We start from the raw sequence: 21631 nt of genomic DNA on the forward strand, positions 1-21631 counted from the left end.
ATGTCAGAAAAAGAAATTTGGGAAAGAGTTCTAACCTTAGCTCAAGAAAAAGTTAGTTATCCCAGCTATCAAACTTTTCTTAAAGATACAAAACTTTATCAACTACAAAACAATGAAGCCATTGTAGTTATAGATGATCCTTTTGTTGCTAATTGGTTAAAATCGAATTACGTTGAAATTGTTCAAAGTGCCTTATACGAAGCAATTGGTCATGAAATTATGCCTGTTTTTTATACAGAAGATGAATTGGAAAACTTAAATCCAACTAAAAACCAAGAAACTAATGAGGCTGAGCAATTCAAAAAAGAATATACACCTGGAGTAGATGAAGCTGCTATTGGTGGAGAACAATTCAATACCCATAATACATTTGAAACATTTGTTATTGGACCTGGCAACAGATTTCCTCACGCAGCAAGTCTTGCAGTTGCTGAAGCGCCGGCACAAGCATACAATCCATTATTTATCTATGGTGGCGTTGGTTTAGGTAAAACCCATTTGATGCATGCAATTGGCCATTATGTATTAGCAAACAATCCTGATGCTAAAGTTATTTATACCTCAAGTGAAAAATTCACCAATGAATTTATTAAATCTATTCGAGATAATAAGACTGAACGTTTTAGAGAAAAATATCGTAATATTGATGTACTTCTCATTGATGATATTCAATTTATTCAAAATAAAGAGCAAACACAGGAAGAATTCTTCCATACGTTTAATGAATTACATCAAGCAAATAAGCAAATTGTTATTTCTAGCGATAGACCACCTAAAGAGATTGCTAAACTTGAAGATCGGCTGCGTTCACGTTTTGAATGGGGACTAATCGTTGACATTACACCACCAGATTATGAAACAAGAATGGCAATTTTACAGAAAAAAATTGGTGAAGAAAACTTAGATATTCCCACTGAAGCACTTACTTATATTGCAAATCAGATTCAGTCAAATATTCGTGAACTTGAAGGTGCATTGACTCGTGTATTAGCATTTTCGAAATTACAAGGTCAACCTATTACCACTGAATTAACAGCTGCAGCATTGAAAGATATTATTCAATCACCTAAATCTAAAAAGATCACTATACAAGATATTCAAAAAATTGTTGGCCAATACTATAGTGTAAAAATTGAAGACTTTAGTGCCAAAAAACGTACAAAATCAATTGCTTACCCTAGACAGATTGCGATGTATCTTTCTCGTGAACTAACAGATTTTTCACTTCCTAAAATTGGCGAAGAATTTGGTGGACGTGACCATACTACTGTTATTCATGCACACGAAAAAATTGTAAAAGATATACAAAATGATCCAACATTTAAACAAGAAGTTGAAAATTTAGAAAAAGAAATAAGAAATCAGTAAAACATTCTGTACTATAACAGTTTTATGGTAGCTTATTTGAGGAATAACATGATGGAACTATTTTTGTGAATTGTGGATAATGTGTAAAAGTCATACACAGTGTGCACAAGTTATCCACACCCTTTAAAGGACGATACTATCACTTAAATTTGAGTTATCCCCTAATCCACAAGCCCTACTACTATTACTACTGTTTTAAAACCTATATAATTTAATATATAAACGACTGGAAGGAGTTTAATATGATGGAATTCACAATTAGAAGAGATTATTTTATTAATCAATTAAATGACACGTTAAAAGCCATCTCACCAAGAACAACATTACCAATCTTAACTGGTATAAAAATTGAAGTTAAAAACAACGAAGTAATACTTACTGGATCTGATTCAGAAATATCAATAGAAATCACTATCCCTAAACAAGTTGATGGTGAAACGATTATTGAAATTGCAGAAACTGGCTCAGTGGTACTTCCTGGTCGTTTCTTTGTAGATATTATTAAAAAATTACCAGGTAAAGAAGTTAAATTATCTACCAACGAACAATTCCAAACATTAATAACATCTGGTCATTCTGAATTTAATTTAAGTGGTTTAGATCCTGATCAATATCCGTTATTACCACAAGTTTCTCGTGATGATGCAATTCAATTGTCAGTCAAGGTACTTAAAAACGTGATAGCACAAACGAATTTTGCAGTGTCCACCTCAGAAACACGCCCAGTACTAACTGGTGTTAACTGGCTTATACAAGATAATGAATTAATATGCACAGCTACAGATTCACACCGCTTGGCTGTAAGAAAAGTAGCTTTAGAAGACGATTCTGAAAATAAAAATGTCATCATTCCAGGTAAGGCATTATCTGAATTAAATAAAATTATGTCTGACAACGAAGATGATATCGACATTTTCTTTGCATCTAACCAAGTACTTTTCAAAGTGGGTAACGTAAACTTTATTTCACGTTTATTAGAAGGTCATTATCCTGATACGTCTCGTTTATTCCCAGAAAATTACGAAATTAAGTTAGGCATTGATAACGGTGAATTCTATCACGCAATTGATCGTGCATCATTATTAGCACGTGAAGGCGGAAATAATGTAATAAAATTAAGCACAGGTAATGAATTAGTAGAATTATCTTCAACATCTCCAGAAATTGGTACTGTGAATGAAGAAGTTAAAGCAAGTAATGTAGATGGGGGCAATTTAAAAATTTCTTTCAACTCAAAATATATGATGGATGCACTTAAAGCTATTGATAACGATGAAGTGGAAATAGAATTTTTCGGAACTATGAAACCATTTATTTTAAAACCAAAAGATGATGACTCAGTTACACAACTTATTTTACCAATTAGAACATACTAAGTTAGTATTAGGTGTGGATAAGTGAGCCATTGCAACTAAATTAAGCAGCATATAATTTTATATGCATAGCATGAAACAGTTAACTAAGCCATATTGAAACTATTTTATTAACTGACTGGTTAACTTTGCAGGAGCGAGACTATGAAACCAATTTGTATATTGGTTTCTGTCCGTTCCTTTTTTTATGGAAATTTAGCAGAATAAAAGTAATGTGACACATTAAAACGTGTATATAAGAAAGGGCTAATGCTAGAAAAGTGAGTAGATTAAGAGAATATAAAATAAATTTTAATGATTAGAAGCATATAGAAGGCCAATATAAGTGAAAAATAGACAGTAGTGGACCGAAACATCGTAATTCAAAAAAATACGCTAAAAAATAGCTTAAAATGCAAATTTTAGTTGAGCGCATAAAAATCATGAATTTTATAGCAACACTTTTAATTTATTTTTAAATAATGATTTGTACATAGATTGATATTAATTTTAAGGAAATGGATTATTAATCATTAATTTTTGATATAATATTACTAGTAAAGAGCTGTTATAAACAACTTTGAAACTAAATATAAAAAAATAGTTAAAATAAGTTGAAAGAAATCGCTTACTCACTGTATTTTACATGAAATTTTTCGTAAAAAAAGGTATAATATATAAGTGAGCTTAAAAGAAATGGAGTGATTGATTTGGTTGAAGAAGTAATCGTTGATGGGGACATTACTTTAGGACAATTTCTAAAGACAGAAGGTATTATCGAATCTGGCGGACAAGCAAAATGGTTCTTACAAGATTTTGACGTCATGATTAATGACGAGCGTGAAACACGTCGTGGTAAAAAATTAAATCATCGAGATAGCATTGTTATACCAGAAGTCGGTTCATTTTTGATTTTACATCAAGGTGAAGAATGAAATTAAAGAAACTCCAGCTAGAACATTATCGAAATTACGAGTCAATCAGTTTAAATTGTCATCCTGACGTAAATATTTTGATTGGTGAAAATGCTCAAGGGAAGACAAACTTACTTGAATCCATATATACCTTAGCATTAGCAAAAAGTCATCGAACATCTAATGACAAAGAATTGATACGTTTCAATAGCGATTATGCTAAAATAGAAGGTGAACTTAGCTATAGATATGGCGACATGCCTTTAACGATGTATATTACCAAAAAAGGCAAACAAGTTAAAATCAATCACTTAGAGCAAAGTAGACTGACACAATATATAGGTCATTTAAATGTCGTATTGTTTGCGCCTGAAGATTTAAACATTGTCAAAGGATCGCCACAAGTTAGACGCAGATTTATAGACATGGAACTTGGTCAAATATCTGCGGTATATTTAAATGATTTATCGCAATATCAGAGAATTTTAAAACAAAAAAATAACTATTTGAAGCAACTGCAATATGGTCAAAAGACGGACAGTACAATGCTAGAAGTCTTAAATCAACAATTTGCAGAGTATGCGTTCAAAATTACACAAAGACGTGAACATTTTATTAAAGAACTTGAATCACTAGCTAAACCTATCCATTCTGGTATTACCAATGAACGTGAAACATTGTCACTAGAGTACTTGCCAAGCATTAAATTGGCAGATGGAGAACAAAGTGAGACGGAACGCTTAGAGGAAGTCTTAACTTTACTTAATGACAATATGGAACGTGAGAAAGATAGAGGCGTATGTTTATATGGTCCTCACAGAGATGATTTAGGTTTTAATGTAAATGGTATGGACGCTCAGACATATGGTTCGCAAGGTCAACAGCGAACAACGGCACTATCAATAAAACTCGCAGAAATTGAGTTGATGAATATTGAAGTCGGTGAGTATCCAATATTATTGCTAGATGATGTATTAAGTGAATTAGATGATTCGCGTCAATCTCATTTATTGAGCACTATTCAACATAAAGTGCAGACTTTTGTAACGACGACATCCGTAGATGGTATAGAACATGAAATTATGAAAAACGCTAAACTTTATCGCATTAACCAAGGCGAAATTATAAAGTAACAGAAAGTGAAGGTGGAAGCATTGTCAGATGTGAACAACACGGAAGATTATGGTGCTGGACAGATACAAGTATTAGAAGGTCTAGAAGCGGTACGTAAAAGACCTGGTATGTATATAGGATCAACTTCAGAAAAAGGTTTACACCATCTTGTATGGGAAATTGTCGATAATAGTATTGATGAAGCACTTGCAGGGTATGCTAACCAAATCGAAGTTGTTATTGAAAAAGATAATTGGATTAAAGTAACAGATAATGGACGTGGTATTCCAGTAGGTATACAAGAAAAAATGGGACGTCCAGCAGTTGAAGTTATTTTAACAGTACTTCATGCCGGTGGTAAATTCGGCGGCGGCGGATACAAAGTTTCTGGTGGTCTACATGGTGTAGGTTCTTCTGTAGTTAACGCCTTATCTGAAGACTTGGAAGTTTATGTATATAAAGATCGTCAAGTTTATCATCAAGCTTATAAAAAGGGTGTTCCTCAATTCGACTTGAAAGTAGTTGATGAAACAGAAGATGATAATACTGGTACAGTGATTCGTTTTAAAGCGGACCCTGAGATTTTTACAGAGACGACTGAATATCACTATGAGACATTACAACAACGTACAAGGGAACTTGCTTTCTTAAATAAAGGTATTTCAATTACTTTAAGAGATGAACGTGGTGAAGAAGTCAGAGAAGACACTTATCACTACGAAGGTGGTATTAAGTCTTACGTTGAGATGTTAAATGAAAACAAAGAACCATTACATGAAGAGCCTATATATGTCCATCAAACAAAAGATGATATTGAGGTTGAAATTGCATTACAATATAACAAAGGCTTTGCAACTAACTTATTGACTTATGCGAATAACATACACACTTATGAAGGTGGTACACATGAAGAAGGCTTTAAACGAGCACTTTCTCGTGTATTAAATAGTTATGGTATAAGTAGTAAAATTATCAAAGATGATAAAGAGAGACTTTCAGGTGAAGATACACGTGAAGGTTTAACAGCGATTGTCTCAATCAAACATGGCGACCCACAATTTGAAGGGCAAACAAAAACAAAACTAGGTAACTCTGAGGTACGTCAAGTTGTTGATAAATTATTCTCTGAGTTGTTCGAGCGCTTCTTATTAGAGCATCCGCAAGTAGGACGCATTGTTGTTGAAAAGGGTATTATGGCTTCTCACGCACGTCTTGCTGCGAAAAAAGCACGCGAAGTAACACGTCGTAAATCTGCTTTAGAAATTTCGAGTTTACCTGGTAAACTTGCAGACTGTTCTAGTAAAGATCCTTCCAGAAGTGAAATCTTTATCGTAGAGGGTGACTCTGCCGGTGGGTCTACAAAATCAGGTAGAGACTCAGAAACACAAGCAATTTTACCATTGCGTGGTAAGATATTAAACGTTGAAAAAGCTCGCTTAGATAGAATATTAAATAATAATGAAATCCGTTCTATGATTACAGCATTCGGTACAGGTATTGGTGGAGAATTTGATTTGAGTAAAGCGCGTTACCACAAAATTGTATTAATGACTGATGCTGACGTCGATGGTGCGCACATCAGAACGTTGTTATTAACGTTCTTCTATCGCTTTATGAGACCGTTAATAGAAGCAGGCTATGTATATATTGCTCAACCGCCTTTATTCAAATTGACACAAGGTAAACAAAAGTATTACGTGTTTAATGAACGTGAGTTGGAAAAACTTAAAGCTGAGTTAGATCCTACACCGAAATGGTCAATTGCACGTTATAAAGGTCTTGGTGAAATGAACGCAGATCAATTGTGGGAAACAACAATGAACCCAGAAAATAGAGCTATGTTACAAGTATCATTAGATGATGCGATAGAGGCAGATCAAGTTTTTGAAATGCTTATGGGAGACGTTGTTGAGAATCGTAGACAGTTTATTGAAGATAACGCAGTCTATGCCAACCTAGATTTCTAATACAATGAACTGAATTTTTGAAGGAGGATATCTTGATGGCTGAATTACCTGAATCAAGAATTAATGAACGAAATATAACGAGTGAGATGCGCGAATCATTTTTAGATTATGCGATGAGCGTTATTGTATCACGTGCTTTACCAGATGTTAGAGATGGTTTGAAACCAGTACATCGACGTATATTGTATGGTTTGCATGAACAAGGTATGACACCAGATAAGTCATACAAGAAGTCTGCCCGTATTGTTGGGGACGTAATGGGTAAATATCACCCACATGGTGACTCATCTATTTATGAAGCAATGGTAAGAATGGCACAAGACTTCAGCTATCGATATCCTTTAATTGATGGACAAGGCAACTTTGGTTCAATGGATGGCGATGGCGCAGCGGCGATGCGTTATACTGAAGCACGTATGTCTAAGATCACATTAGAAATGCTTAGAGATATAAACAAAGATACGATAGATTTTATAGATAACTACGATGGTAATGAGAGAGAACCGGCAGTCTTACCATCAAGGTTCCCAAACTTACTAGTTAATGGTGCTTCAGGGATTGCAGTAGGTATGGCTACAAATATTCCACCACATAATTTAACAGAAGTTATTAATGGCGTATTGAGTTTAAGTTATAACCCTGATATCACTATTGCGGAATTGATGGAAGATGTTCAAGGTCCTGACTTCCCAACGGCGGGAATTATACTTGGAAAGAGTGGTATTCGTCGCGCCTTTGAAACAGGTCGTGGATCTATTCAAATGCGTTCTCGTGCTGAAATTGAAGAACGTGGTGGCGGACGTCAACGCATCGTCGTTACAGAAGTCCCATATCAAGTAAATAAAGCCCGTATGATTGAAAAAATTGCTGAATTAGCACGTGATAAAAAGATTGAAGGTATCACCGATTTACGTGACGAAACAAGTTTACGTACAGGTGTACGTGTTGTTATTGACATTCGTAAAGATGCAAACGCAAGTGTTGTACTAAATAATTTATATAAACAAACGCCATTACAAACATCATTTGGTGTAAATATGATTGCTTTAGTTAACGGTAGACCTAAATTAATTTCACTGAAAGAAGCTTTAGAAGCATATTTAGAGCATCAAAAAGTAGTGGTACGTAGACGTACAGAATACAACTTGAAGAAAGCATTAGATCGCGCACATATTTTAGAAGGACTAAGAATTGCATTAGACCATATCGATGAAATTATTCGAGTGATCCGTGAATCAGAAACTGATAAAGTAGCGATGGCTAGCTTACAAGCACAATTTAAATTATCTGAACGTCAAGCTCAAGCTATCTTAGATATGCGTTTAAGACGTTTGACAGGTTTAGAGCGAGACAAGATTGAATCTGAATATAATGAATTAATAGCATATATCGAGGAATTAAAAGAGATTCTTGCTGATGAAGAAAAATTATTACAAATCGTCCGCAACGAATTAATCGATATACGTGAACGTTATGGTGATGAACGCAGATCTGAAATTCAACTTGGCGGATTAGATGATATCGAAGATGAAGATTTAATACCTGAAGAACAAATCGTGATTACATTAAGTCACAATAACTATATTAAACGTTTACCAGTTTCTACATATAGAGCACAACACCGTGGTGGGCGTGGCGTACAAGGTATGAATACACTTGAGGAAGACTTTGTTAGTCAACTTGTAACGTTAAGTACGCACGACAACGTATTGTTCTTTACTAATAAAGGACGCGTGTACAAACTTAAAGGTTATGAAGTGCCTGAACTATCACGTCAGTCTAAAGGTATCCCAGTAGTCAACGCGATTGAACTAGATAATGACGAATCAATCAGTACTATGATTGCCGTTAAAGACTTAGAAAGTGAAGATGATTACTTAGTATTTGCAACACTCAAAGGTAGAGTGAAGCGTTCTGCATTGAGTAACTTCTCTCATATCAATAAAAACGGTAAGATTGCGATTAGCTTCAAAAATGATGATGAACTGATTGCTGTTCGTCTCACTGATGGAGAACAAGACATTCTGATTGGTACATCTCATGCATCACTAATACGCTTTAACGAAACTACATTGCGTCCGCTCGGTCGTACAGCAGCAGGAGTTAAAGGTATTACACTTAGAGAAGATGATAAAGTTGTCGGTTTAGATGTCACTAATGCTGAGAGCGACGAAGAGATTCTAGTCGTTACTGAAAATGGATACGGTAAACGTACCCCAGTTGGTGATTATAGATTATCAAACCGTGGCGGTAAAGGTATAAAAACAGCTACAATTACTGAGCGTAACGGTAACATTGTATGTATTACTTCAGTAACTGGAAAAGAAGACCTGATGGTTGTAACAAACTCAGGTGTCATTATTCGTATTGATGTAGAAGATATCTCGCAAAATGGTCGTGCTGCCCAAGGTGTAAGATTGATTAAATTAGGTGAAAACCAAATTGTATCAACAGTAGCTAAAGTAAATGATGAAGATGAAATTAAAGAAGTTGATGAATCAACTGAAGCTAAAGCCTCTGATGTAGATAATGACAATGCATCACAAACTGATTTACAAGGTTCTCAAAATAGTGAAAACATTGTAGAAGATGATGCGCCAGGAAATGCGATTCACACAGAAGTTGAAGACGAGGAAAATGCGTCAAACAATGATGAACGACAAGAAGTAAGACAAGACTTCATGGATCGTGTTAATGAAGATATAGACAACGCGGATCATGGAACTGATGAAGACAACGAAGAAGAATAACGCTAATAAAAAGACCTACCTCATATGAGGTAGGTCTTTTTTTATTTTTCATTTTCTAATGATTTCATAGCGATTGGAATCTCACTGATTAGTCTAGAAGGCGGAACGACATACATTTTTTCAGCTAATTGTTCGCCAATAAAACTGTGTGTATATGTCGCACTTGTAACAGCTTCTTCGATATCATTAAATTGTCCAACGAAGCTAGTTATCATACCAGATAAAGTATCACCCATGCCTCCAGTAGCCATCGCTGGTGTACCAATAGGTAGTTTGTAATCTTTATCTTTAAAGTAAAGTTCTGTACCGTGCATCTTCAGTATAATTGTTGCACCAATACGGTCTACCGCTTCACGGTTACGTTCATAAGTTTGTTCATCTATCGGGATACCACTTAAACGTTCCCACTCTTTTTGGTGCGGTGTGAATATGACTTTACAAGTTGGAATCTCAGGTTTCAATTTACTGAAAATCGTAATAGCATCACCATCTACTATCAAAGTTTGATGAGGTTGTATATTTTGAAGTAGGAAAGTAATTGCATTATTACCTTTAAAATCACAACCTAATCCAGGACCGATTAAGATACAATCTGTGTTTTCAATCATTTTTGTTAACATTTTTGTATCATTTATATCGATTACCATTGCCTCAGGACAACGTGAATGCAAAGCAGCATGGTTTGTGGGATGAGTTGCTACTGTTATTAAACCACTACCACTGTATACACATGCTCTTGCTGCAAGCATGATTGCACCACCTAAGTTCGCATTACCACCAATTAAAAGAATTCTACCATAATCACCTTTATGTGTTTCATCTTTACGTTTTGGAATGCTCACTGATGATAAAGTTTCCATATTGAAACCCCCTTCTTAAATTACTGAATGTGTGTAAATTTCTGTATTTTAATAAAGAAAATGAACCGACTAACACCTTAAAGAGGTTCTGCTTTTAATAGCGATTATAACAATTGCAGAACGATTTGTATTTCAGTTACTTTTCCTTTGTTTTCGTAATAGGAATTATAAATACAATAAGAAATATTATACCTGGTTGTCCTATTAGTCAATAGTTAAAAGCGTTAAGAAATTATAAATTTCAATAAACTTATTTTTATTACAACTTTATCCCATTAAAACAGTAATTTAATACCATGTTACGGATATTGGTTAAGCTATTGTCCAACAAAAAATGTAAGCGTATACTCAAAATAATTAGAGAAAAATATTAAGCGAGGAGATGGGAAAATGACATTACAACTTAATGGGGAAACATTAACGATTAATGATATTAAACAGTTTTTAAATAGAGAAGATAAGGTAGAAGTTACGGAAGATGCATTTGAACGTGTGAAAAAGAGTCGCCAAACAGTTGAAGATATTATAGAGAATAAAGAAACAATTTATGGGATTACAACTGGCTTTGGTTTGTTCAGTGATGTACGTATAGACCAAGGAGAATACAACCAATTACAAGTCAATTTAATTCGTTCACATGCATGTGGTATGGGGAAACCATTTTCAGAAGAAGTTGCATTAGTGATGATGGTATTAAGATTGAATACGTTATTAAAAGGGCACTCTGGTGCAACTGTAGATTTAGTAGAACAACTACTGTATTACATCAATGAAAGAATTATACCTGTTATTCCGCAACAAGGATCATTAGGTGCTTCGGGAGATTTGGCGCCACTATCACATTTGGCTTTGGCATTAATAGGAGAAGGTAATGTCTTTTATAAAGGTGAAGAAGTAGACAGTCGGTATGTCTTAAATCAGTTAAATCACAAAGTTTTAGAGTTACAAGCTAAAGAAGGGCTTGCGTTGATTAATGGCACACAAGCAATGACTGCTCAAGGGGTTATAAATTATATAGAAGCGGAAGCTCTAGGTTATCAAGCGGAGTGGATTGCCTCCCTTACACACCAAGCTTTAAATGGTATTACAGATGCCTATAATGACAAGGTACATAAAGTGCGTAATTTCCAAGAACAAATTGATGTTGCGGCCAGAATGTTAGACTGGTTGGAAGGTTCAGAATTGACGACGACCCAAGGTGAAATACGTGTACAGGATGCTTATACTTTGCGCTGTATCCCTCAAATTCATGGTGCTAGCTTCCAAGTATTCAATTATGTGAAGGAAAAATTAGAGTTCGAAATGAATGCTGCAAATGACAATCCACTTATATTTGATGAAGGTGATGAAACACTTGTTATTTCAGGAGGGAATTTCCATGGTCAACCTATAGCGTTTGCTTTAGACTTTTTAAAATTAGGTGTCAGTGAATTAGCGAACGTGTCAGAGAGACGTCTAGAACGCTTGGTAAATCCTCAATTAAATAATGGGTTACCGGCCTTTTTAAGTCCACAACCAGGCTTACAAAGTGGTGCGATGATTATGCAGTATGCAGCAGCAAGTCTTGTTTCAGAAAATAAAACACTCGCACACCCAGCAAGTGTTGATTCTATACCTTCTTCCGCTAACCAAGAAGATCATGTTTCCATGGGAACTATAGCTTCAAGACATGGCTATCAAATGATTGAAAATGCACGTCGTGTATTGGCCATTGAAACAATCATTGCTCTGCAAGCTGTTGAATATAAAGATATTGATAAGTTATCACCTAAGACGTATGAAAAATATCAAGAACTACGTCATATTGTGCCTTCTATCACAGAAGATAGACAATTCCATAAAGATATTGAAGCAGTATCACAATATTTGCGTGATGTTGCTTATATGGATGAAATATAATTGACATAAATACTATCACTCTTGAAAAAAATGAAGTTATTTGCTATATTTAATTTAACTTAATAAGTCATTGTTCGTAGGATAAGTAGTATTAATTTTTTGGTTTCAGAGAGCCTGTGTTGAGTGTGAACAGGTAGCCAAGGTTAATGTGAATCTACCTACTATTAAGAGAACAATCGGATTTAACCGTTATTTTTGTGAGAGTGCAGTCTAATTTAGACTGTTAAATAGGGTGGCAACACGTAGACCACGTCCCTTGTAGAGGGATGTGGTCTTTTTTGCGTGTTTATCTCAAATTTTAAAAATTGAAAGGATGGATGAAGTTATGTTAGATATTAAATTATTTCGTAATGACCCTGATTTCGTTAAAGAAAAAGTAGCTAAGCGTGGTATGGAAGATACAGTAGTAGATGAAGTACTAGAATTAGATGAACAGCGTCGTCAGTTAATTAGTAAAGCTGAAGAAATGAAAGCTGAGCGTAATAAAGTTAGTGGTGAAATTGCTCAGAAGAAACGTAATAAAGAAGATGCAGATGATGCAATCGCAGCAATGCGTAAGCTTGGTGATGAAATTAAAGTTTTAGATGATACGCTTAATCAAGTTGATGTGGATCTTAACGATAAATTATCACGCATTCCAAATATTATTCAGGATGATGTGCCTGAAGGTGCTACAGATGAAGATAACGTAGAAGTTAAACGTTGGGGTACACCAAGAACATTTGATTTTGAAGAAAAAGCACATTGGGATTTAGTAGAAGAATTAAAAATGGTTAATTTTGAACGTGCAGCTAAAGTATCTGGAGCTAGATTCGTCTTCTTAACAGGGGAGGGCGCACAATTAGAAAGAGCATTAATGAACTATATGATTACGAAACATACAACACAACATGGTTATACAGAAATGATGGTACCACAATTAGTTAACGCTGATTCAATGTATGGTACTGGACAATTACCTAAGTTTGAAGAAGACTTGTTTAAAGTTGAAAAAGAAGGATTATATACTATACCTACTGCAGAGGTACCGTTGACAAATTATTACCGTAATGAAATTATCGGACCGGATGAATTACCAGCTAAATTCACTGCTCAATCAGCATGCTATCGTAGTGAAGCGGGCTCAGCTGGTCGTGATACTAGAGGTCTTATTCGTTTGCATCAATTCGATAAAGTTGAAATGGTTCGTTTTGAAAAACCAGAAGATTCTTGGCAGGCTTTAGATGAAATGACTGAACATGCAGAAGCAATTTTAGAAGAATTAGGCTTACCATACCGTCGTGTTATTTTATGTACAGGTGATATTGGTTTTGGCTCAAGTAAAACTTATGATTTAGAAGTTTGGTTGCCAAGCTATAATGAATATAAAGAAATAAGTTCTTGTTCAAATATTACTGATTTCCAAGCACGTCGTTCAAATATTCGTTTTAAACGGGATAAAAATGCTAAACCAGAATTAGCACATACACTTAATGGTAGTGGATTAGCAGTTGGACGTACGTTTGCTGCAATAGTTGAAAATTATCAAAATGAAGATGGTTCTGTAACAATACCAGAAGCATTAGTGCCATATATGGGTGGTAAAACAGTCATCCGTCCTATTAAATAAAATATTTAAAGTGCGTAGTTAAAGTATTAGCTACGCACTTTTTTATATGTAGAGGAGAGGGTAGGGGAGGTGTAAAAGTTGGTGTAAGAAATACATAAAATATGCGCTATTAAAATAGTTGATTTGATTGAAGTAACTGGAATTTTTAAGGGATGTCTAATAAATAACACAAAATTCTGAAATATCTATATAGCTTTATTCACAACTTTTTAAGACGAACGTTAGACTTACGTCACACAAACCTACCTCTAAAACTATTGATTATTTTTATGATATTATATTAGAATAGATTTACTGTTTTTAGCGTTTGAGGTGAGAGGGTGGAAAAATGGACAATGAGGCGCATGTTACTTTTAAACAAGGTGTAAAAGCATGTATTCCTACTTTGTTAGGTTATGCTGGTGTTGGCCTGTCTTTTGGAATTGTTGCAGTGGCATCGGGATTTAGTATGTTGGAAATTATTTTACTTTGTTTGTTAGTGTATGCCGGCGCTGCACAGTTTATTATTTGTGCACTTGTTATTTCTGGCACGCCCATATCGGCAATTATATTGACGACATTCATTGTGAATTCAAGAATGTTTTTATTAAGCATGACGCTTGCGCCAAGTTATAAAAACTATAGTTTATTAAATAGGATTGGTCTTTCTACATTAGTAACAGACGAAACATTCGGTGTAGCTATTACACCACATTTAAAAGGTGAGAAGATAAATGATCGTTGGTTGCATGGATTAAATATAACGGCATATGTCTTTTGGACATTTGCATGTATGATTGGTGCAGTCTTTGGTAAATACATACATCAACCAGAAGCACTAGGATTAGATTTTGCAATTACCGCTATGTTTATATTCTTAGCTGTCTCACAATTTGAGTCGATTAGACGCTCGAAGATAAACATATATTTTGTATTGATTATATGTGTGATTGTAATGATGCTTAGTTTAAGCTTGTTTATGCCTTCATATTTAGCTATCATATTAGCTTCGACTATTGCAGCGTTGATTGGAGTGGTGATGGAACGATGACAACGACGATACATGTGTTAACAATTATCGTGTTATGTGGTGTGGTAACGTGGCTTACACGAATTATTCCCTTTATCTTGATAACTAAAATAAAATTATCTGAACGTGTTATTAAATGGCTATCATTTATACCAATTACATTATTCACTGCATTAATCATCGATGGATTAATAGAGCAACAAGAAGGTGTGATGGGTTATAGCATTAACGGGCCGTTCTTAATAACGATGCTCCCAACTATTATTATTGCTGTGATATCACGTAGCTTAACAATCACTATACTTAGTGGCATTATCATTATGGCAGTGTTACGTTGGGTATTTTAAACAATCCTATTGAAGTAAGTTATATTATCCGTTAAACTATAAACAATTAGAAAATTAAGATATTTCAGATTACATTAACACTTTAATTTTATCTGAATTAATGAGCTTATCTTTAATACAATTAAAATCAAATCTTATTTCGAGAAGCTGAGGGACTTGGCCCGTAGACGCTTCAGCAACCGGCTTATAAAGTACGGTGCTAATACCATCGATACACTCGAATGATAAGAACTTTTAACTTCTTACTTATTTTATGAGTGAGGAGTTTTTTTACTAAGTAGGAGGTAAAACATGACGAATTATACGGTTGATACACTGGAACTAGGACCATTCACAACGGAGTCAGGTGAATTCATCTCAAACTTAAAACTACGTTATGAACATGTAGGTTTAAAAGGGCAACCACTTGTGGTGGTTTGTCATGCTTTAACAGGTAATCACTTAACGTATGGTACAAATGAAAACCCTGGATGGTGGAGAGGGATTATTGACGGTGGTTATATGCCTATTAATGATTACCAGTTTTTGACATTTAATGTTATTGGAAGCCCTTATGGTTCAAGTTCTGCATTAACAGATCCAAACTTTCCTGAGACACTTACGTTAAGAGATATCGTACGTGCTATAGAATTAGGAATTGAAACATTAGGTTTCGAAAGGATTAACATATTAATCGGTGGTTCGTTAGGTGGCATGCAAGCAATAGAATTATTATATAATCGTAAATTTGATGTTGAAAAAGCAGTGATTCTCGCAGCTACAGATAAAACATCATCCTATAGTCGTGCGTTTAATGAGATAGCGAGACAGGCTATTCATTTAGACCATAAAGAGGGTATGAGTATCGCAAGGCAGTTAGGTTTTTTAACATACCGTTCGTCTAAAAGTTATGATAAACGTTTCTCACCAGATCAAGTTGTAACCTATCAAAAACATCAAGGTAATAAATTTATGAATCATTTTGATTCTTTATGCTATTTAACACTCCTAGACGTCTTAGATAGTCATGACGTAGATAGAGGACGCAATGATGTAGATGAAGTTTTTAGTAACCTAGACACTAAAGTAATGACAATGGGCTTTACAGATGATTTGTTATATCCAGATGACTTAGTACGTGCCGTGGGAAATCGTTTTAAATATCACAAACATTTCTTTGTACCAGATAACGTAGGTCATGATGGTTTCTTACTGAATTTTAATGACTGGGCGCCTAATCTATATCACTTTTTAAAAGTATATAAAATCAAAAGAAAATGATTTAACGACTCTATTATATTAATTTTTAGGATGAAGCTATATGACTACTTTCGATAGGGGAGGGTAGACTGACATATATATAGTACATCCTTTTTTTGTACAATTATTTAAGTTGTGGTGGCATAAAATGAAACTAAAAGTAGTAGCATTAAAAATGTAATACCATGAAGTGTTGATTAGTTCAGTTATTTATACGTTTATAATTATGGAAAGTATAGTATATCGTTATCTTCTGTATTTGGATTGCCAATAATTGTATAAAAGTTTTAAAGAGGTTAAAATAATAGTTATAGTCAAAAATAGTATGGGAGTGGCGAAATTGTTTTCAAAAATATATCCTAAAGTAACTGTGCTTAGTATACTAACGCTAATCGTAGTGGCTTTAGCTTTACATATATTACCTCCGTTAGGCCTGGTGTTAGGTATCTTTGCAACAATTCCAGGTATTATCTTATGGCATAAGTCTATTGAATCATTTGGTTTAACAGCAGTCATTACAGTGGTATTAACAACGTTACTAGGTAATATATTTGTGTTGAGCACTATGGTCATCATACTCTTAGTGAGTTTTGTTATTGGCCAATTATTAAAAGAACGTACATCTAAAGAACGCATACTTTATATAACAACTACATATATTAGTATGTTCTCGTTAATTGCGTTTATGGGACTACAAACGTTTGATAAAATACCAAGTTCTACAGTTTTGATAAAACCAGTGAAAGATTACATGCATAACGTTGTTTCTGGAATTGCGGGAACTGCAGAATATAAGCAAATGCTGGAAGAAGGCTTCCGCCAGATGTCAGTTCAGTTACCAAGTTATGTCATTATTACAGTATTTCTACTTATTTTAATCAATTTAATTATTACTTTTCCAATTTTACGTAAGTTCAAAATCGCTACACCAATATTTAAACCGTTATATGCTTGGCAAATGAAGCGTTCACTATTATGGATGTATATTATCGTCTTAATTTGTGTTATGTTTTCGAGCCAACCAGGGACTTTCCAAAGTATCGTTTTAAACTTTGAAATTGTGTTATCATTATGTATGTATATTCAGGGCTTAAGTGTTATTCACTTTTTCGGAAAGGCAAAATCAATGCCAACCGCACTTTCTGTGTTATTCATGGTTATAGGGACAGCTTTAATGCCACTAACACATATTGTGAGTCTCCTGGGTGTTATAGATTTGTGTATTAACTTAAAAAGTATCATTAAAAAATGATTTGAGGTGGAAGAATGAACCGTCAATCCACTAAAAAAGCGTTAGTTTTACCATTTATTATTATGGCGTTCACAGCAATTGCACTTGTCGTAGTTTGGTTTGTTTTTAACCAGCTCATTGCAGGCATAGCGACAGTTGTATTAGTGATTATTATTGTAGGGACAGCAATAATGGTAAGACGAGCTTTACAGAAACTAGATAGCTATGTTGATAATCTAAGTGGCCATATTTCGGCAGGCAATAATATCGCAATTAAAAATTTGCCAATCGGTATGATTATCTTAGATGAAAATGAAAACATAGAGTGGATGAACAAATTTATGTCGGAACGCTTAACGCGTAATGTAATTTCCGATCCAGTTAATGAAGTATATCCTAATATCTTAAAGCAATTAGAAAAAACACAAGAAGTTGAGATTTCTGAAAATGAGTACCACTATCGCGTACGTTATTCTGAAAAAGAACATGTATTGTATTTCTTTGATATTACTGAAGAAGTACAGACAAATAAGCTATATGAAGACTCTAAACCGATTATTGCTACATTGTTCTTAGATAATTATGACGAGATTACGCAAAATATGAATGACACACAAAAATCAGAGATTAACTCGATGGTTACACGTGTGATTAGTAGATGGGCTAGTGAGCATAACATTTATTTCAAACGTTACAGCTCAGATCAATTTGTTGCTTATTTAAATCAAGATATATTAAACAACATAGAAGCAACAAACTTTAGTATTTTAAGTCAGTTGCGTGAAAAGAGTGTCGGTTACCGTGCACAACTAACTTTAAGTATCGGTGTCGGTGAAGGATCTGAAGATTTAATAGATTTAGGGGAACTATCACAATCAGGCCTAGACTTAGCACTAGGACGTGGTGGTGACCAGGTTGCTATCAAGCATATGAACGGCAATGTACGTTTCTATGGCGGTAAGACTGACCCAATGGAAAAACGTACACGTGTTAGAGCACGTGTTATATCACATGCGCTTAAAGATATTCTGATGGAAGGCGACAAAGTTATCATCATGGGACATAAACGCCCTGACTTAGATGCCATCGGTGGTGCAATTGGTGTGTCACGTTTTGCAATGATGAATAACCTAGATGCGTATATCGTCTTAAATGATTCTGACATTGATCCAACATTACGACGTGTTATGGATGCAGTAAATGAAAAACCAGAATTAAAAGACCGTTTTATCACATCGGATGAAGCATGGGATATTATGACATCTAAGACAACATTAGTCATTGTAGATACGCATAAACCTGAAATGGTTATCGATGAGAACATTTTAAATAAAGCTAACCGTAAAGTGGTTATTGACCATCATAGACGTGGAGAAAGCTTTATTTCGAGTCCATTGCTTGTTTATATGGAACCATATGCAAGTTCAACTGCAGAACTTGTGACAGAACTACTTGAGTATCAACCGACAGAACAACGATTAACGCGTTTAGAATCGACAGTAATGTTTGCAGGTATTATTGTAGATACGCGTAACTTTACGCTACGAACAGGTTCTAGAACCTTCGATGCTGCAAGTTACTTACGTGCACACGGTGCAGATACAATATTGACACAACATTTCTTGAAAGACGATCTTGATACGTATATCAATCGTACCGAGTTGATTCAAACAGTAAAATTACAAGAAAATGGTGTGGCTATTGCACACGGTTCGAATGATAAAATTTATCATCCTGTTACAGTTGCACAAGCTGCCGATGAACTGTTAAGTTTAGATGGTGTAGAGGCTTCGTACGTAATTGCAAGAAGAGAAGAAAATGTAATAGGTATGTCTGCCCGCTCACTTGGTGCTGTCAATGTGCAATTAACAATGGAAGCACTTGGCGGTGGTGGTCATTTAACTAATGCAGCCACACAGTTAAAAGATGTAACAGTGGATGAAGCAATAGAACAATTACAACAAGCTATAACAGAACAAATGAGTAGGAGTGAAAATGCATGAAAGTAATATTCACACAAGATGTAAAAGGTAAAGGTAAAAAAGGTGAGGTTAAAGACGTACCAGTAGGTTATGCAAATAACTTCTTATTAAAGAAAAATTATGCAATAGAAGCAACGCCTGGTAATTTAAAACAATTAGAACAAAAAAATAAAGCTGCTGAAGCAGAGCGTCAACAAGAAATTGAAGATGCTAAACAATTAAAAGCACAATTAAGTGAAATTGAAGTCGAAGTGTCTGCTAAAACAGGCGAAGGTGGTAAATTGTTTGGTTCAGTAAGTACGAAACAAATCACGCAAGCATTACAAGAACAACACAACATTAAAATTGATAAACGTAAAATGGATTTACCAAACGGTATCCATGCATTAGGTTACACTAACGTACCAGTTAAACTAGATAAAGAAGTTGAAGGTACAATCCGTGTACACACAGTTGAACAATAATAGTGGATTGAGATATGAGGTGTAATCACAATGGATGGAATGTATGAACAAAATCAAATGCCACACAGTAATGAGGCTGAACAGTCTGTCTTAGGTGCCATTATCATAGATCCAGAATTAATCAACACAACTCAGGAAGTATTGCTTCCTGAGTCATTTTATAGAGGTGCACATCAACACATCTTTAGAGCAATGATGAACCTCAATGAAGATAATAGAGATATTGATGTGGTAACCATTATGGATCAGTTGACACAAGAGGGTCGATTGAATGAAGCGGGTGGTCCTCAATATCTTGCAGAATTATCAAGTAATGTGCCGACAACACGTAATATCCAATACTATACTGAGATTGTTTTTAAGCATGCAACTAAACGTAAATTAATACAAACTGCAGATAGTATTGCGAATGATGGTTATAATGATGAGCTGGAACTAGATACGATACTTAACGACGCTGAACGTCGTATATTAGAATTATCATCCTCACGTGAAAGTGATGGATTTAAGGATATTCGAGATGTACTTGGTGAAGTATATGAGAATGCAGAACTATTAGATCAAAACAGTGGTCAAACTCCAGGTATTCCAACGGGCTACAGAGATTTAGACCAGATGACAGCAGGGTTTAACCGTAATGATTTAATCATTTTAGCAGCACGTCCTTCGGTAGGTAAGACTGCCTTCGCACTTAATATTGCGCAAAAAGTTGCAACACATGAAGATCATTTTTCAGTAGGTATATTCTCGCTAGAGATGGGTGCAGATCAACTTGCAACACGTATGATTTGTAGTTCAGGAAACGTGGACTCAAACCGCCTGAGAACTGGTATGATGACTGAAGAAGACTGGAATAGATTTACTATAGCAGTCGGCAAACTGTCCCGTACTAAGATATTTATCGATGACACACCAGGTATTCGGATTACAGACATTCGTTCTAAATGCCGTCGTTTAAAACAAGAGCACGGATTAGATATGGTTGTTATTGATTACTTACAATTAATTTCAGGTAGTGGCTCACGTTTTTCAGATAACAGACAACAAGAAGTTTCTGAGATTTCACGTACATTAAAGGCTATTGCTAGAGAGCTAGAATGTCCTGTTATTGCACTGAGTCAGCTATCACGTGGCGTTGAGCAGCGTCAAGATAAACGTCCGATGATGAGTGATATTCGTGAGTCAGGTTCTATCGAGCAAGATGCCGATATCATCGCTTTCTTATACCGCGATGATTATTATAATCGTGGCGAAGACGAAGAAGACGATGATGATGATACTAATTTCGAACCTCAAACAAATGATGAAAATGGGGAAATTGAAATTATTATCGCTAAGCAACGTAATGGCCCTACAGGAACAGTGAAGCTGCACTTTATGAAACAATATAACAAATTTACAGATATAGACTATGCACATGCTGAAATGGGTTAAAAAATAATAAAAAATATTTTCCGTATGATAAATCGATTTGAAGTTTTATTGTACGGTTTTTGTTTGTGTTTGGTTCATAGATTTATAAGTAAG

At 34.9% G+C, this 21631-nt stretch carries 16 protein-coding genes, 1 riboswitch and 1 other annotated feature; of the genes, 15 read left to right on the top strand and 1 reads right to left on the bottom strand.

The features are described 5' to 3' along the window. The 6 genes from dnaA (at position 1) to gyrA (ending at position 9464) form a co-directional block, all read left to right on the top strand. The gene (gene dnaA / locus LG295_RS00005) at positions 1–1368 is read left to right on the top strand and encodes a chromosomal replication initiator protein DnaA (RefSeq protein ID WP_107529959.1); all 1368 of its coding nucleotides are present in this window, start codon (positions 1–3) and stop codon (positions 1366–1368) included. 242 nt (positions 1369–1610) lie between these two features. Further along, positions 1611–2744: a DNA polymerase III subunit beta gene (gene dnaN, locus LG295_RS00010; protein WP_026113537.1), complete on the top strand. Its 1134-nt coding sequence runs from the start codon at positions 1611–1613 to the stop codon at positions 2742–2744. A gap of 677 nt (positions 2745–3421) precedes the next feature. After that, positions 3422–3655, top strand: coding sequence for a S4 domain-containing protein YaaA (yaaA, locus tag LG295_RS00015; protein ID WP_171914394.1), 234 nt, complete (start codon positions 3422–3424; stop codon positions 3653–3655). Beyond that, the gene (gene recF / locus LG295_RS00020) at positions 3652–4767 is read left to right on the top strand and encodes a DNA replication/repair protein RecF (RefSeq protein ID WP_107529960.1); all 1116 of its coding nucleotides are present in this window, start codon (positions 3652–3654) and stop codon (positions 4765–4767) included. Before yaaA ends, recF begins: the two co-directional genes overlap by 4 nt. Positions 4768–4779: 12 nt before the next feature. After that, positions 4780–6714 carry a DNA topoisomerase (ATP-hydrolyzing) subunit B gene (gyrB, locus tag LG295_RS00025; RefSeq protein ID WP_199186474.1) on the top strand — a complete coding sequence of 645 codons (1935 nt, stop codon included), beginning with the start codon at positions 4780–4782 and terminating at the stop codon, positions 6712–6714. 35 nt (positions 6715–6749) lie between these two features. Next, positions 6750–9464 carry a DNA gyrase subunit A gene (gyrA, locus tag LG295_RS00030; protein WP_404476064.1) on the top strand — a complete coding sequence of 905 codons (2715 nt, stop codon included), beginning with the start codon at positions 6750–6752 and terminating at the stop codon, positions 9462–9464. A 41-nt stretch (positions 9465–9505) separates the two neighbouring features. Here the strand turns inward: gyrA and LG295_RS00035 are convergent, their stop codons facing one another. Further along, positions 9506–10324, bottom strand: a complete 819-nt coding sequence (locus tag LG295_RS00035) for an NAD(P)H-hydrate dehydratase (RefSeq protein WP_107529963.1) — start codon at positions 10322–10324, stop codon at positions 9506–9508. A gap of 390 nt (positions 10325–10714) precedes the next feature. On the opposite strand from LG295_RS00035, the gene hutH reads away from it, so the two are divergent. The 9 genes from hutH (at position 10715) to dnaB (ending at position 21538) form a co-directional block, all read left to right on the top strand. Next, positions 10715–12223, top strand: a complete 1509-nt coding sequence (gene hutH, locus LG295_RS00040; RefSeq protein WP_107529964.1) for a histidine ammonia-lyase — start codon at positions 10715–10717, stop codon at positions 12221–12223. 63 nt (positions 12224–12286) lie between these two features. Continuing rightward, positions 12287–12483 (top strand) — a binding site (T-box leader). Between the two features lie 65 nt (positions 12484–12548). Further along, the gene (gene serS / locus LG295_RS00045; protein ID WP_107554714.1) at positions 12549–13832 is read left to right on the top strand and encodes a serine--tRNA ligase; all 1284 of its coding nucleotides are present in this window, start codon (positions 12549–12551) and stop codon (positions 13830–13832) included. Between the two features lie 328 nt (positions 13833–14160). Then, positions 14161–14862: an AzlC family ABC transporter permease gene (locus LG295_RS00050; RefSeq protein ID WP_107554713.1), complete on the top strand. Its 702-nt coding sequence runs from the start codon at positions 14161–14163 to the stop codon at positions 14860–14862. Beyond that, a complete protein-coding gene (locus tag LG295_RS00055; protein ID WP_404476065.1) occupies positions 14859–15188 on the top strand; it encodes an AzlD domain-containing protein in 330 nt (109 codons plus the stop codon). Before LG295_RS00050 ends, LG295_RS00055 begins: the two co-directional genes overlap by 4 nt. 131 nt (positions 15189–15319) lie before the next feature. After that, positions 15320–15419, top strand: a riboswitch (SAM riboswitch). 60 nt (positions 15420–15479) lie between these two features. Continuing rightward, on the top strand, positions 15480–16448 hold the full coding sequence (locus tag LG295_RS00060) for an alpha/beta fold hydrolase family protein (RefSeq protein ID WP_107529968.1): 969 nt from the start codon (positions 15480–15482) through the stop codon (positions 16446–16448). 304 nt (positions 16449–16752) lie between these two features. Continuing rightward, positions 16753–17679, top strand: a complete 927-nt coding sequence (locus LG295_RS00065; protein ID WP_199186481.1) for a DUF2232 domain-containing protein — start codon at positions 16753–16755, stop codon at positions 17677–17679. A 14-nt stretch (positions 17680–17693) separates the two neighbouring features. Next, complete coding sequence (locus tag LG295_RS00070) at positions 17694–19661, top strand: DHH family phosphoesterase (protein WP_107529970.1); 1968 nt, start codon at positions 17694–17696, stop codon at positions 19659–19661. Continuing rightward, positions 19658–20104 carry a 50S ribosomal protein L9 gene (rplI, locus tag LG295_RS00075; RefSeq protein ID WP_017723688.1) on the top strand — a complete coding sequence of 149 codons (447 nt, stop codon included), beginning with the start codon at positions 19658–19660 and terminating at the stop codon, positions 20102–20104. The genes LG295_RS00070 and rplI overlap by 4 nt, the downstream gene beginning before the upstream one ends. A 30-nt stretch (positions 20105–20134) precedes the next feature. Continuing rightward, positions 20135–21538 (top strand): replicative DNA helicase, encoded by a 1404-nt coding sequence (dnaB, locus tag LG295_RS00080; protein WP_107529971.1) that lies wholly within the window; start codon positions 20135–20137, stop codon positions 21536–21538. The last annotated feature ends 93 nt before the right edge of the window (positions 21539–21631 follow it).

The sequence above is a fragment of the Staphylococcus pseudoxylosus genome (genome assembly GCF_044794325.1).
Classification (GTDB): Bacteria; Bacillota; Bacilli; order Staphylococcales; family Staphylococcaceae; genus Staphylococcus; species Staphylococcus pseudoxylosus.